Origin of the sequence: Nocardia brasiliensis IFM 10847, assembly GCF_000710915.1 — a bacterium.
In the GTDB taxonomy this organism is placed as follows: domain Bacteria; phylum Actinomycetota; class Actinomycetes; order Mycobacteriales; family Mycobacteriaceae; genus Nocardia; species Nocardia brasiliensis_A.
In genome coordinates this window covers 35,906-48,629 of sequence record NZ_BAUA01000081.1, presented here as the reverse complement: position 1 = coordinate 48,629, position 12,724 = coordinate 35,906, and the positions used below count along the sequence as shown (strand labels likewise).

Sequence of the window (12,724 nt, the reverse complement as noted above, 5' to 3'; positions counted from 1 at the left end):
CCTACTGTCTCGGCGGCTGGCGGTAGTCGTGGGGCAGCCTGTCGGATCGACAGCTGGTCGCTGGTAGCTCGCGAGCCGGACAACTCGCGGGCTCGCTGGCCGTCCTAATAGCTCGTTTGCCAGCTGTCCGGAGGCTCGTCAGCCGGGCGCGTCGTTTCGTCAGCGTTCGCGGTGCGCGGCAATGACATACAACGCTTCGGCGAGGGCGTCGGCGAATCCGTCCTGTTCATCACCGCCGCGCACCAGTGCGTGGAAAGTGGTGGTTCCGGAGAGGATTTCGAACAGGACGTCCGGGTTCGCACGCTCGGTCAGCTCGCCGCTGGTGAACGCGTGCTCGAGCAGTTCGGCGAAGGCCGCACGCACCGGTGCGCCGATCGCCAGCAACCTGCGGCGCGCCTCCTCGGTCTGTGAATCCGCCAGCAGTCCGGGCACCCCGGCGCGCGCGGCCGGACTCGCCGCACGGGCTAGAAAGATCCGCACCCAGACCCCCAGGTCCGTACGCAAATTACCGGTGGGCGCAGGCAGCGGATGCCCGCCCGGGCCATGCACCGCTTCCTCCAGCAACGCCTCCCGGCTGGGCCAACGCCGATAAATCGCGGGCGCACTCACCCCGGCCCGCCGCGCGATCGCCACCACCGTCGTCTGTTGATACCCCACCTCCGCCAGCAACCGCCGCGCCGCCCCCAGCACAGCGAGATCTTTGTCGGCATCCCGAGGCCGCCCCGGCCGAGCCCGCGCATCCGAGGTCACCCCCGAATAATAGGCCGTCACCGCGCTTCACCGGCGCATCGAGGTGGCTGCCGATACCGGTAGCCGATCGGGCTACCCGCGTGGGGTGAGAGCGTCCACGGTGGGCCTGCGGGATCTGTGTTCCCCAGTGCACTGCTTACTGCAAGACCGGCAGCGAAGCAGGCGAACGATTCTGCCCGAACTGGGTCAATGACACGCTGGGCTGATGGCATATCACCCTGCCCCTCGCCCAGCTGGATAGTCGAAGTCGCTGAGGCTCTACAGGATTACCTGCGCCAGGCGTCGGCTCTGCCCGCCGCTGCGGTGAGCCGACCTGACGCCACGACAGGCCGGTATGCCCAACCGCCGACCACGCCGGTGACCGGCCGCACGCCATGGACACTCATGACCGAGATCTCCGTGGTGTGCGCCGGTGAAACCGTTGTTCTGACCTTCGGATGGAAACTCGATCAAGATCCGGCACAGAGGTACGTACTACCGATGACGACCCTCGAGGCCGATGCCACCACTGGATCCGACGCTCTGATCACACGCTTGGACCTGTTCCTCGACACCAGCAACCGGCGACAGCACACACACGATATCGGTAACTACACCGCTGTAGTCGTGATGCCATCGCGAACCTGAGGGGCAAGCGGGAAGCATCACGACGACCACACCGAGACCGGCCGCTACCCGCTGACAGGCGAGCGCTCAGGGCTGTCAGCACTGGCGGAACGAGGAAATCGCCTCTCGAGAAATCTGAAAGATGGTCCGGATTGCGGAAGCAAGTCTTCCGCAATGGGGCGAAGAGTGGTTCTCATGACGAACACAGCGATTCATCCCTTCCGTATCGAGATCTCGCAGGGCGAGTTGGATGACCTGCGGGCTCGGTTGAGCAGTGCGCGGGTGCCGGCGGTGGTGCCGGGGACCGAGGGGGATTGGGGGCGGGGGATCGCGCCGAACTACCTCGCGGAGTTGGCGGCGTACTGGCGCGACGAATTCGATTGGCGGGCACAGGAAGCGAAGCTGAATGCGTTCGACCAGTTCACTACGGAGATCGACGGGCAGACGATTCATTTCATCCATGTGCGATCGGCGGTGGAAGGCGCGGTGCCGCTGTTGATCACGCACGGGTATCCCGGGTCGGTGGTGGAGTTCGTCGATCTGATCGGACCGTTGACCGATCCGGCGGCGTACGGCGGCGACCCGGCGGACGCGTTCCATGTGGTGATTCCGTCGCTGCCGGGGTTCGGCTTCTCCACGCCGCTGGCCTCGACGGGATGGGAGCTGGCCCGCACTACCGAGGCGTTCGCCGAGCTGATGACCCGGCTCGGGTACGAGAAGTTCGTGGCGCAGGGCGGCGACGTCGGCGCGGGCGTGACCTCGCGGCTGGCCGCGGTGTATCCGGAACGGTTGATCGCGACCCACGTGAACAGTGATCAGGGCACGCTCGGCCTGGTCGGCGAGCAGTTGCCGATCCCGGATGGGCTCAGCGCGGAGGAGTTCGCGGCGATCGAGCAGGCGCGGGCGAGCTGGGCCGAGCAGAAGGGGTACCTGGTGCTGCAATCCACGCAGCCGAACGCGATCGCGGCGGCATTGACCGATTCGCCGATCGCGCAGCTGGCGTGGATCGCGGAGAAGTTCCAGGCGTGGACTGATCCGGGGCGGCCCGCCGGTGCACGGATCGACCGGGATGTGCTGCTGACGAACATCAGCATCTACTGGTTCACCCGCAGTGGCGCTTCGGCTGCTCAATTTCTTTGGGAGACCGCACATTCGGGCATGGCGTGGGCGGCCCCCTCGGGTGTCCCGCAGGGGTGGGCGATCTTCAACACCAGTCCGCTGATGCGTCGGGTGATGAACCCCGGCGGCTATCTGGAGCATTTCACCGAGTACACCTCGGGCGGGCATTTCGCGGCCTTGGAGCAACCGAAGCTGTTCCTCGACGATGTCCGCGCCTTTTTTCGCAAGCATCGCGGCTGAACCGGTCGGCGGGGCGCGCGGGTGCGCCCCGCCCCGCGTACGTCGCAGCGCGTACGTGTGGGCGAGTCGCGGAGCGGATGTTCGGCTGTGCCCGGCGACCTACGGTTTCCCTATGACTTGGAATGAGCTGGGCGCGAGCAAGTTCGCGCTACTGACCACCTATAAGAAGGACGGGACGCCCGTCGGCACGCCGGTGTGGGTCGCCCCGGACGGCGATCGGATCGTGGTGTGGACGAACCCGAAAACGTGGAAGGTCAAGCGTATTCGGCGCAATCCTGAAGTAACGCTGCAAATCTCGGATGCGCGGGGGCGGCCGAAGGGTGACGAGGTGTTCACCGGCACCGCCACGATCCTCGACGCCAGCGGCGCCCAGCGGGTACGCGAGCTCGTCGCCCGCGAGTACGGTCTCGTCGGCACCCTGGTCATCAAGTTGCACAAGCTGTTTCGTGGAGCAGACGGTTCCGTCGGCCTGGTCGTCGCGCAGACCCCGTGATTGCCGGGTCGCGGCGGTGTCCTCACCCCGGCATCCCGCCGCCGCCGATTGGTCGACTCAGGCCGACTCGGCGAGACCCGCCGCCCGCCAGGTGTCCGCGAGGTCTTGCAGGGGCAGGTCCAGGACCATGCTCAAGGCGACTACGGTGCCGAAGGCGGGGGAGGGGAGGCGGCCGGTCTCGATCTTGCGCAGGGTTTCCGGTGAAATGCCTGCTGCCCGAGCGACTTCGGTGAGGTCGCGCGCCGCGCGCGCGGCGCGCAGGGCGGCGCCGAGGCGGCGGCCTGCGTCGATCTGAGCCGGAGTCAACGGGAGACGGACCATGGGAAGCAGGCTAGTGTCGGTATTTAAATACCGCAAGTCCCGTGCTGTGTGGTATTAAAATACCGTTCATGGTTGGTATTTTAATACCGAAAGGGAAGCTCATGGTGGAGCTGAAGACGCCGGACGAGATCGCCCGGATGCGCGTGACGGGGCAGTTCGTCGCCGAGGTGCTCGCGGAGTTGCGCGTGCTGGCCGAGATCGGGGTGAACCTGCTCGAGCTGGAGGCCCACGTGCGCGAGCGGATCCGGCGGCGCGGCGCACAGTCCTGCTACTGGGACTACGCGCCCTCGTTCGGGCGCGGTCCGTTCCGGAACACCGTCTGCCTGTCGGTGAACGACGCTGTGCTGCACGGCCTTCCGTTCGACTACCGGCTGCGTGACGGGGACGTGCTGACCATGGACCTCGCGGTCGGCATCGACGGCTGGGTGGCCGACGCGGCCACGACGATCGTGGTGGGCACCGCGGACGAGGCGGACCTGCGGTTGATTCGCGCCACCGAGGACGCGCTCGCCGCGGCGATCGCGGTCGCGCTGCCCGGCAAACACGTCGGTGACATCTCCGCCGCCATCTCCGCGGTCGCGCGCGACTACGGCTATCCGGTGAACACGGAATTCGGTGGTCACGGGCTCGGCCGCACCATGCACGAGGATCCGCACGTGGCCAATCAGGGACGCGCGGGTCGCGGCTATCGGTTGCGGCCCGGCCTGGTCATCGCCATCGAACCCTGGTTCGCCCGCACCACCGACCGCATCGTCACCGATCCCGACGGCTGGACGCTGCGCTCGGCCGACGGTTCGCGCACCGCCCACTCCGAACACACCGTCGCGATCACCGAGTCCGGTCCGCAGGTGCTCACCGCCGCGTAGTTCGCGAAAGGTGTTTGCATGGCGAGTGGCGCAGGGCCACTCGCCCGTCTGCGGCTACTCCGGCGCGCCGAGCCACTCTTCGAGGTCGTCGGCGATCTTCAGGTGGGTCGCGATTTCCGCGCGTTCGTCGGGGGACAGGTCGAGTGCCGCTATCTCCTTGCGTAGTTCGTCGGCGCGAGCCGGATCTTCCATGGCCACCGCCAATTCGGTGAGTTCGGCCAGGGCGTGGGCCTTGTCGAGGATCGACGCTGTCGCGCCGAAGCGGCGCAGGCCGGCTTCGAGGGTCTTGCGCGCCGCCTCGTCGTCTTCCTTGGAGAAGCGCAGGATTCGGGCATTGTCCAGAATCCTTTGCAGCCCTTGGAGTTCGCGCGAACCGCCGTACTCGAAATCGGGCTCGTCCCGTTGTAGGTAGGTGACACTGTTGCCGCCGGGGTCGGTGACGGTGAACCGGGTCTGCCCCGGCCGGAACCGGCTGATCCGGGGCACACCGCGCGCGGGCACCCGGCCGTAGTGCTCGCGCAGGGCGGTGCTGAAGGTCGCGTGCAGGTCGGTCACCTCGTCCACCCAGACCAGGCAGCCCATCTCGGCTTCGCCGACCTCCCGCTTGTCCTTCTTGTCGCGGTAGAAGTGCAGCTCGTAGCCGTTGCGTTGCACCGAGCAGTAGACGTACGGGGTGTGTTGCTCCCAGGTGACCTGGTAGCCGAGCGTTCGATAGAACTCGAGCGTCTCGGCGGAGTTGCCGCCCCACATCACTGGCACAGCCGCGTCGCCCATCAGGCCTCCAAGCTTTGGTAATCAATTTTGACTACCCCAGGTTAGGGCCGTTTAGCGGCGGAAGTCAAACTTGACTACTATGGGAAATTCCTATCTGAAGGAGGTTCGCCATGTCGGCCGTGCGCCTGTTGGTGCTGGGGGTGATGCGGTTGCGTCAGCCCACCTACGGCTACGCCGTGCGCCGCGAATTACTGTCCTGGCGCGCCGAAACGTGGACGAACGTGAAACCCGGCTCGATCTATCACGCGCTGAAGCAGCTGACGCAGGAAGGCAAGCTGAGCGCATTCGGCACCGAGGGCAGCAGTGAAGGTCCGGGTCGCACGCTGTTCCAGCTGACCGAGGCGGGCGAGGCGGAATTCCGCAAACTGATGGACGAGGCGCTGGTCAGCGTCGACATGGAGGAACTCGGCGCGGGTATCGCGTTCATGGACGCGCTGCCGCGGGCGCACGTGCTGGCGAAGCTGCGCGAACAGCGCCGCCGCAGCGAAGAGGTCCGCACCGGCCTGCTCGCCATGATCCCCGACTTTCCCACCCGCTACGAACAGCCGCACTCGACCGACCTGCTGGAACTGTGGAGCGGCGTGTTCGGCAACCTGGCGCAGTGGACCGACGGCCTGGTGGAGAGGATCGAGGCGGGCGAGTACCGAATGTCCGATTGAGCCTGATCGGATTACGCTGCACCTCATGACGAACACGCTGGGGGCTGTCGGCAAGGCCGAATACGTACTGCTGACCACGTACCGCAAGGACGGCACGCCCGTCGGCACCGCGGTGTGGGCGGTCGCCGACGGGGACAAACTCTATGTGTGGACGGTGACCGACAGCTGGAAAGTGAAGCGGCTCCGGCGTAATCCGGACGTCACCGTGCAGCCGTGCAACGTCGCGGGGAAAACGCGAGGTGAGATCGTCAAAGGCACCGGACGCGTCCTCGACCCCGAGGGCACCGAGCGCGTCCGCAAACTCCTGATGCGCAAGTACTGGTTGATGGGCCCGATCACCATCCTCGGCAGCAACCTGCGCCGCGGCAAGAAGGGCACCGTCGGGATCGAGATCACGTTCCCCTGAACCCGGCGGTGCCCTACGTCGCCTGACTCACCGAGGACATGTGGAAATCGGGAATGCGCAAGGGCGGCATCGCCGTTCGGGTGAACCAGTCCTTCCACTCGCGGGGGAGGGTGATTTCGGTCCTGCCTGCCTCGGTGACTCGGCGGAGCAGGTCGAGTGGACTCTCGTTGAAGCGGAAGTTGTTGACCGCGGCGGTGACCTCGCCGTTCTCGACGAGGTAGACGCCGTCCCGGGTGAGGCCGGTGAGCAGCAGGCTCGCCGGATCGACCTCGCGGATGTACCACAGGGTGGTGAGCAGCAGCCCACGCTCGGTGCGCGCGATCATCTCGTCGAGGGTCGTGGCGGAACCGCCGGTGAGCAGCAGGTTCCCGCCGGGAATGGTTGCGGTGGTGCCGAATTCGGCGGCGGTGGCACGCGGATAGACCAGCGACTCGATGACGCCGTCCCGGATCCAGTCCACCCGTTCGGCGCTCAACCCGTTGTCGAACACCGACATCGCCTGCGACGACGCGGAAGTCGCGACGAACGGCCGATACTCCAGCCCTGCCGCACTCGGATCGGAGTACAGCGTCAGCGGAATATCGGTGAGCCGCTCGCCGATTCGCGTACCGCCGGCGCGGGAGAACGCGGTGTGTCCCTCGTGTGCGCCGCGCCCCTCCATCTGCCAGTGCAGATAGATCATCATGTCCGCGACCGTCGACGGCGGCATCAGCGTCTCGTAGCGCCCAGCGGGCAGCTCGACCTTGCGTCCGGCCCAGTCCAGTCGGCGCGACAATTCGGCCAGCAGGCCGGGGACGTCGACATCGGTGAAATCCGCGGTGCCGACACCGGCCCAGGCGCTGGCGAGATCTGTTCCCGCACCACGCTTTCCGTTGATCTCCACCGAACCCGTCGGCTGGGTGAACCGGCGGCGCAACCCCGTCGAGGTGCCCAACCAGGTGGTGTGCACCGTGTGGTGCGCGAATCCGTACAACCGATCGCTGCCGTCGAAACCAGCCGAGAGGCCCCGCGCCAGGTCCGTGAACACCTCGATGCCGGTGCTGCCCGCCGGATCGGCCCAGCCCTCGGCCGGTCGGTCCGAATCCAGCAGCGGCATAGCGTCTTCTGCGGGTGCGGCGGCCCGGGCCGCCTCCTCGCTGCGACGCACCACCGCTTCGATCTCCGCCGGGTCGACACTCGTCGACCCGATGGTGCCGACCCGTGCGGCGCGCGGACCGTCGCGGAAGATCGAAATCACCGCCCAGTCACGGTAATTCGACGATCCGTTGGTGGTCATCGAATTACCGGCCCAGCGCAGCGACGCGTCGTGCGCGTCGGTGACGATCACCATGGCCTCGTCGGCGCGGGACAGGGCGAGCACACGCTCGACGACCTCGCCCGCGGCGATGATGGTCTGCTGGCTCACTGGCCCGCCTCCGTCCGGGTGTTGAGAATGTTGATGCCGCGCACCAGCACCGACGGGCAGCCGTGGCTGACCGCGGCGACCTGCCCGGGTTGGGCCTTGCCGCAGTTGAACGCGCCGCCGAGCCGCCAGGTGGACGGCCCGCCGACCGCCTCCATCGCGCCCCAGAAGTCGGTGGTGGTGGCCTGGTAGGCGACGTCGCGGAGCTGGCCGTCCAGCTTGCCGTCGCGAATGCGGAAGAACCGCTGACCGGTGAACTGGAAGTTGTAGCGTTGCATGTCGATCGACCACGACTTGTCGCCGACGATGTAGATGCCGTCGCGCACCCGGGAGATGAGTTCCTCGGTGCTGGTGTCATGGTCGGGATCGGGCTGCAACGAGACGTTGGCCATGCGCTGGATCGGTACGTGATGCGCCGAATCCGCGTAGGAGCAGCCGTTGGACCGGTCCAGACCGAGGCGCGGCGCGAACACGCGGTCCAGTTGGTAGCCGACGAGCACGCCGTCGCGCACCAGATCCCAGCGCTGCCCGGCCACGCCCTCGTCGTCGTAGCCGATGCTGGCCAGTCCGTGCGGCTCGGTGCGATCACCGGTGACGTGCATGATCGGGGTGCCGTATTGCAGGGTGCCGAGCTTGTCCGGAGTGGCGAACGAGGTTCCGGCGTAAGCGGATTCGTAGCCGATGGCGCGGTCGTACTCGGTGGCGTGGCCGATGGATTCGTGGATGGTCAGCCACAGATTGGTCGGGTCGATCACCAGATCGGTCGGGCCGGGGGTGACGGTCGGCGCCTTCACCTTCTCGGCGAGCCAGGACGGGATCCGGGCCAGTTCGTCCGACCAGTCCCAGGCGCCGTCGGCGCCCGTGACGTACTCCCAGCCGCGCCCCACCGGCGGCGCCAGCGTGCGCATGGTCTCGAACACGCCCGCCGCCGAATCGACCGTGGTCGCCTCGAACTGCGGATGCAGCCGGACGCGCTGCTGGGTGATCTTCGAGCCCGCGGTGTCGGTGTAGAAGGTCTGCTCTTTCACCTGCAACACGTACGCCGTGACGTGGTCGACGCCGTCGGCGCCGGACAGGCGTTCCGAATAGTCCTGCAGCAGTGCGACCTTCTCGGTGGTCGGCACGGTGAACGGGTCCACGTCGTAGGCGGAGACCCAGTGCACGTCGTCGTAGATCGGTTCGTCCGCGAGTTCGACCCGTTCGCGGTTCAACGCGCGCAGCGTCGTCGCGACCGTCACCGCGGTGCGCGCCACCTCGGCGGCGGTCGCGGGGGTCAGCGCGGCGTGCGAGGCGAAACCCCACGTGCCGTCGACGATCACGCGGACCGCGAAACCGAGTTCGATGTTGTCGGTGATCGCCTCGACGCGCCCGTCGCGCAGCCGGATCGTCTGCGTCACCAGCCGGTGCACACGCAGGTCGGCATGCTCGGCGCCCGCTGCGCGCGCCGCCCCCAACGCGGCGTCGGCGAGCGCGGTCAGCGGCAGATCGAGAAACTCTGCGTCCACATCCTTGGAAGTCGCGATGCTCACCCAGCCCAACCTAGTCCCTCCCGCCCCACCACACCCCACGCCACTCCGCGCAAACATGCGCCGACTGCAACCATGCATCACGCGCAGTCCGCATCTCTTGAAACCCTCACCCGCACAGCACGACCGGCTCCCACTCTGGCGAATGCCCCATCACCCCACCCGAGCCGTGTCGCCTGCGACGTCCGAGCTCAGGACCAGCAGCGCCGCAAATCCCCCGCGCTGTCTGTGGCGGCTGAGTTCGGGCTGTCTGAGCTCAGGGACCAGCAGCGCCGCAAATCCTTCTGCGCTGTCGCGACGGCTGAGCTCGGGCTGTTTGCGACGGCTGAACCCCCGCGCTGCCCGAGACTGTCGGGCCCGTACTGTCTGCGCCGAACCAGTCCGGAGCCATCCGCGACGGCCGACGTCGCGCTACCACTTGCGCCGGTCGGACCCTTTGCTGCCGGAGCAGCTACCGCGGTGTGCGGTTTCGCACGAGTCGGCACGGCGCAGAACCGACCGCAGTTCCTGCCATGGGCGTGCCACGGGCCGGCGTCGTGCGTTCGCGGCGAACCGGGGCACTCGCGCCGCGGCACCAGACGGACCGACGGCCGCCAAGCGTCCCCCGAACGTGGGCTCCCACTGGTCAATTGATCACGAGGAACTGGGGGCGGCGGTCTCTCGCCCGATGCCGCCCCCAGTTCCTCGTGATCGCTCGTCCAGCTCGGGCCCCGGTAGGGGCGCGGTCAAAGGTGCAGGGGCGCAATGTCAAAGGTGGGGGAGTCGGAACGGCACGCGCGAAACCCGCACATACCACGTCTGTCTCGCGAAATGCCGTACTGTGCCCGCGTGCCGCCATCCGCCCTCCGTGACCGCAAACGCGAACGTACCCGCCGTGCCCTGCTCGAGGCAGCCGTAGACCTTTTCGAGTCCAGAGGCTACGACGAGACGACGGTGGCCGACATCGCGGCGGCGGCCGAGGTGGGTACGCGCACCTTCTTCAACTACTTCGCCAGCAAGGAAGAACTGCTCTTCCCGGAGACCGACGAGCGGGTGCGGGCCGCGGTGGCCGCGATCGGCAGCCGCCGGCCAGGGGAGCGCCCCGTCGAGGTGTTACTCCGGGCGTTACGCGCGGCCGGTGACAATCCCGGCGAACATCTCGTCGACGATCTCAGTGCCCGGATCGCCGCGTTGCGCGCGCAGGTGTCGCGCACCGTGCCGTCGGTGAGCGGCCGGGCCGCGCACGCGCAGTTGGTGGCGCAGCGCGAGATCGCGCGACAGTTGCATGCCGCGTTCCCCGCTGAACTGGACGAGGTGGGGGCCGCCGCGCTGGTCGGCGCCGTCGTCGGCGCGGTGTCCGGCGCGCTCACGGTGTTGTTCCAGCAGCCGATCAACGGCGCGGACGACGGCGAGCGACTGCACCGCCAGATCCACGAGACCACCTCGCGGGTGCTGAAGCCCTGGCTCGCCTCGCAGGTCGAGCCCGTCGGCTGATCAGCCGAACTGCTGCCAGCCCAAGCGGATCACCATCGCGACCACTACCACGAGCAGCACGACGCGGACGAATTTCGCGCCGTTGCGCAACGCCATGTGCGAGCCGACGATCGCGCCCGCCACGTTGCCGACCGCCATGGCCGCGCCGAGCAGGAACAGGATGTGACCGGTGAGGCCGAAGAAGATCAGCGCGCCCACATTGGATCCGCAGTTGATCACCTTGGCCATCGCGGCGGCCCGCACGAACTCGGTGCCGAGCAGCGTTGCGAACGTGATGATGAGGAAGGTGCCGGTGCCGGGGCCGAGCAGGCCGTCGTAGCAGCCGATGAGTCCCGCGGCGAGCGCGATGGTGAGGATCACCTTGCGCCGCGTGGGCGCGTGCGTGGCGAGCGTGACCCCGATCGAAGGTCGCAGCGTGACGAATACCGCGACGCCGACCAGCACCACCATGACGATCGGAATGAACAGGTCGCGGTCGATCAATGAGACCGCGGCAGCACCGATTCCGGCGGTCACCGCCGCGAGCCCGGCCGCGGGCACGAGCACCCGCCACTGCATCGGCACCTTCCTGGCGAAGGTCAGCACCGACGCCGCGGTGCCCGCGACGGCGGCGAGCTTGTTCGTGCCGAGCGCGGTCTGCGGCGCGATGGTCGGCGCGACGAGAAACAACGTCGGCAGAATGATGAGCCCGCCGCCGCCGACCACCGCGTCCACCCAGCCCGCGGCCGTCGCCGCGGTGATCAACACCGCCCAATCACCGATCTGCACGGGGCAAGCCAACCAGGTGGTCTGATGCGGGCCAGTCAGCAGTCCAGTTCGTCGCACTCGGCGCGCGGGTGCGCCCCGGCGAACCCGCCCGGACCTAGGGTGGACGGGTGCGCCGGTTCAGCCTGTGGCTTCGCGGGAAGCCCATCGTCTCGGATTCGATATTGGCGGCTGTCCTTTTACTGCTCGAGATCCTCAGTGTCGGGAACTCGGCGCACAAGGTCGCCTTTCTCGCGGTCGGGGTCTTTCTGCCGCTGCCGATCGTGTTGCGCCGGGTGTATCCGCGCGCGATGGCGGCGATCGCGCTGGTGTCGTCGCTGGTCGCGACGGCGGTCGCCTATGTGGTCGGTGACGATGCCGATCACATCACGCTGTTCAGTCTCGGGATCATGCTGTACACGCTCGTCGCCTACGTGGGCAGGCGGGAGGGGCTGTGGTTCGGGCTCGGCGTGGTGCTCGATTCGGTGCTCTCGAATCTGGCGCTGGACAAGCCCGCGGGCGGCGAGGCCGTCTTCACCGTCATGTTCTTCGCGTTGTGCTGGACGCTCGCGGAGTTCATCGGCGCGCGGCACGCCTATGACACCGAGGTCGCGGCCCGGCTCGCGGTCGCGGACTACGACAAGGAACGCCGCGCGCACGACGCGGTGTCGGCCGAACGCACCCGCATCGCCCGCGAACTGCACGACGTGGTCGCGCACGCGGTGAGCGTGATCATCGTGCAGGCCGACGGGGCGAAGTACGCGCTGCGGCGCGACCCCGACGCCGCCGAGCAGGCGCTCACCACCATCGCGGGGACCGGGCGCGAGGCGCTGCGTGAACTGCGCCGGACCGTCGCGCTGCTGCGGACCGAACACGCGCCCGACCAACTGCCCCAGCACGGCACCGCCGGACTCGCCCGGGTGGTGGACATGATGCGCGGCGCCGGCCTCGCCGTGGAACTCGAATTGACCGGGGAACTCGACGATGTCGCGCCCGAGGTCAGCCTCGGCGTGCACCGCATCGTGCAGGAGTCGCTGACGAACACGCTGCGCCACGCCGGACCGCATCCCAAGGCGTGGGTGCGGGTGCGCCGCCGCGACACCGACGTGACGATCGACATCTCCGACACCGGGGGCGTTCCGTTGGACGAACCCGCGGTCCGGATCAAAGGCGGCGGAATGGGTTTGGTCGGAATGCGCGAACGCATCGCGGTGCTCGGCGGCACGCTGGAGACCGGTCGCGCCGCGGACGGTGCGTGGCGGGTGCAGGCCACCATCCCGCTCGCGCCCGGCTTGCCGGAATAGGTTGGCAGGCCGTCGGCGGGCCCGTGCACGTTAGATTAGGT

General features: G+C 67.9%; 14 protein-coding genes. 8 read left to right on the top strand and 6 right to left on the bottom strand.

Translation table 11 applies throughout. The features are described 5' to 3' along the window. Positions 1 to 159: 159 nt before the first annotated feature. Positions 160 to 750 (bottom strand): TetR/AcrR family transcriptional regulator, encoded by a 591-nt coding sequence (locus tag NBRGI_RS17570; RefSeq protein ID WP_029897655.1) that lies wholly within the window; start codon positions 748 to 750, stop codon positions 160 to 162. Positions 751 to 1,134: 384 nt separating this feature from the next. On the opposite strand from NBRGI_RS17570, the gene NBRGI_RS17565 reads away from it, so the two are divergent. The 3 genes from NBRGI_RS17565 to NBRGI_RS17555 all read left to right on the top strand — a co-directional run bounded on the left by NBRGI_RS17565 (position 1,135) and on the right by NBRGI_RS17555 (position 3,208). After that, the gene (locus NBRGI_RS17565; RefSeq protein WP_029897654.1) at positions 1,135 to 1,377 is read left to right on the top strand and encodes a hypothetical protein; all 243 of its coding nucleotides are present in this window, start codon (positions 1,135 to 1,137) and stop codon (positions 1,375 to 1,377) included. Between the two features lie 174 nt (positions 1,378 to 1,551). Next, positions 1,552 to 2,715 carry an epoxide hydrolase family protein gene (locus NBRGI_RS17560; RefSeq protein ID WP_029897652.1) on the top strand — a complete coding sequence of 388 codons (1,164 nt, stop codon included), beginning with the start codon at positions 1,552 to 1,554 and terminating at the stop codon, positions 2,713 to 2,715. 112 nt (positions 2,716 to 2,827) lie between these two features. Further along, positions 2,828 to 3,208, top strand: a complete 381-nt coding sequence (locus NBRGI_RS17555) for a PPOX class F420-dependent oxidoreductase (protein WP_029897650.1) — start codon at positions 2,828 to 2,830, stop codon at positions 3,206 to 3,208. 57 nt (positions 3,209 to 3,265) lie between these two features. Here the strand turns inward: NBRGI_RS17555 and NBRGI_RS17550 are convergent, their stop codons facing one another. Beyond that, positions 3,266 to 3,529 carry a helix-turn-helix transcriptional regulator gene (locus NBRGI_RS17550; RefSeq protein ID WP_029897649.1) on the bottom strand — a complete coding sequence of 88 codons (264 nt, stop codon included), beginning with the start codon at positions 3,527 to 3,529 and terminating at the stop codon, positions 3,266 to 3,268. 101 nt (positions 3,530 to 3,630) lie between these two features. Between NBRGI_RS17550 and map the strand changes: the two genes are divergently transcribed. Next, entirely contained in the window at positions 3,631 to 4,395 is a 765-nt protein-coding gene (map, locus tag NBRGI_RS17545) for a type I methionyl aminopeptidase (protein WP_029897647.1), read from the top strand. Positions 4,396 to 4,449: 54 nt separating this feature from the next. Here the strand turns inward: map and NBRGI_RS17540 are convergent, their stop codons facing one another. Beyond that, positions 4,450 to 5,169, bottom strand: coding sequence for a hypothetical protein (locus NBRGI_RS17540; RefSeq protein ID WP_029897645.1), 720 nt, complete (start codon positions 5,167 to 5,169; stop codon positions 4,450 to 4,452). A 110-nt stretch (positions 5,170 to 5,279) separates the two neighbouring features. Here NBRGI_RS17540 and NBRGI_RS17535 point away from each other — a divergent pair, with 110 nt between their 5' ends. Together NBRGI_RS17535 and NBRGI_RS17530 are read left to right on the top strand one after the other, a co-directional pair. Next, positions 5,280 to 5,828 (top strand): PadR family transcriptional regulator, encoded by a 549-nt coding sequence (locus NBRGI_RS17535; RefSeq protein ID WP_029897643.1) that lies wholly within the window; start codon positions 5,280 to 5,282, stop codon positions 5,826 to 5,828. A 25-nt stretch (positions 5,829 to 5,853) separates the two neighbouring features. Next, positions 5,854 to 6,234, top strand: coding sequence for a PPOX class F420-dependent oxidoreductase (locus NBRGI_RS17530; RefSeq protein ID WP_029897641.1), 381 nt, complete (start codon positions 5,854 to 5,856; stop codon positions 6,232 to 6,234). Between the two features lie 13 nt (positions 6,235 to 6,247). Here NBRGI_RS17530 and NBRGI_RS17525 read toward each other — a convergent pair whose 3' ends face one another. Next, positions 6,248 to 7,624 carry a metallopeptidase TldD-related protein gene (locus NBRGI_RS17525; RefSeq protein ID WP_029897639.1) on the bottom strand — a complete coding sequence of 459 codons (1,377 nt, stop codon included), beginning with the start codon at positions 7,622 to 7,624 and terminating at the stop codon, positions 6,248 to 6,250. A gap of 11 nt (positions 7,625 to 7,635) precedes the next feature. Then, on the bottom strand, positions 7,636 to 9,165 hold the full coding sequence (locus NBRGI_RS17520) for a TldD/PmbA family protein (protein ID WP_029897637.1): 1,530 nt from the start codon (positions 9,163 to 9,165) through the stop codon (positions 7,636 to 7,638). A gap of 825 nt (positions 9,166 to 9,990) precedes the next feature. On the opposite strand from NBRGI_RS17520, the gene NBRGI_RS17515 reads away from it, so the two are divergent. Beyond that, on the top strand, positions 9,991 to 10,635 hold the full coding sequence (locus NBRGI_RS17515; protein ID WP_235210997.1) for a TetR/AcrR family transcriptional regulator: 645 nt from the start codon (positions 9,991 to 9,993) through the stop codon (positions 10,633 to 10,635). On the opposite strand, the gene NBRGI_RS17510 is transcribed toward NBRGI_RS17515, so the two are convergent. Continuing rightward, positions 10,636 to 11,403: a TSUP family transporter gene (locus NBRGI_RS17510; protein ID WP_029897633.1), complete on the bottom strand. Its 768-nt coding sequence runs from the start codon at positions 11,401 to 11,403 to the stop codon at positions 10,636 to 10,638. Positions 11,404 to 11,510: 107 nt separating this feature from the next. Here NBRGI_RS17510 and NBRGI_RS17505 point away from each other — a divergent pair, with 107 nt between their 5' ends. After that, positions 11,511 to 12,683: a sensor histidine kinase gene (locus NBRGI_RS17505; RefSeq protein WP_029897632.1), complete on the top strand. Its 1,173-nt coding sequence runs from the start codon at positions 11,511 to 11,513 to the stop codon at positions 12,681 to 12,683. The last annotated feature ends 41 nt before the right edge of the window (positions 12,684 to 12,724 follow it).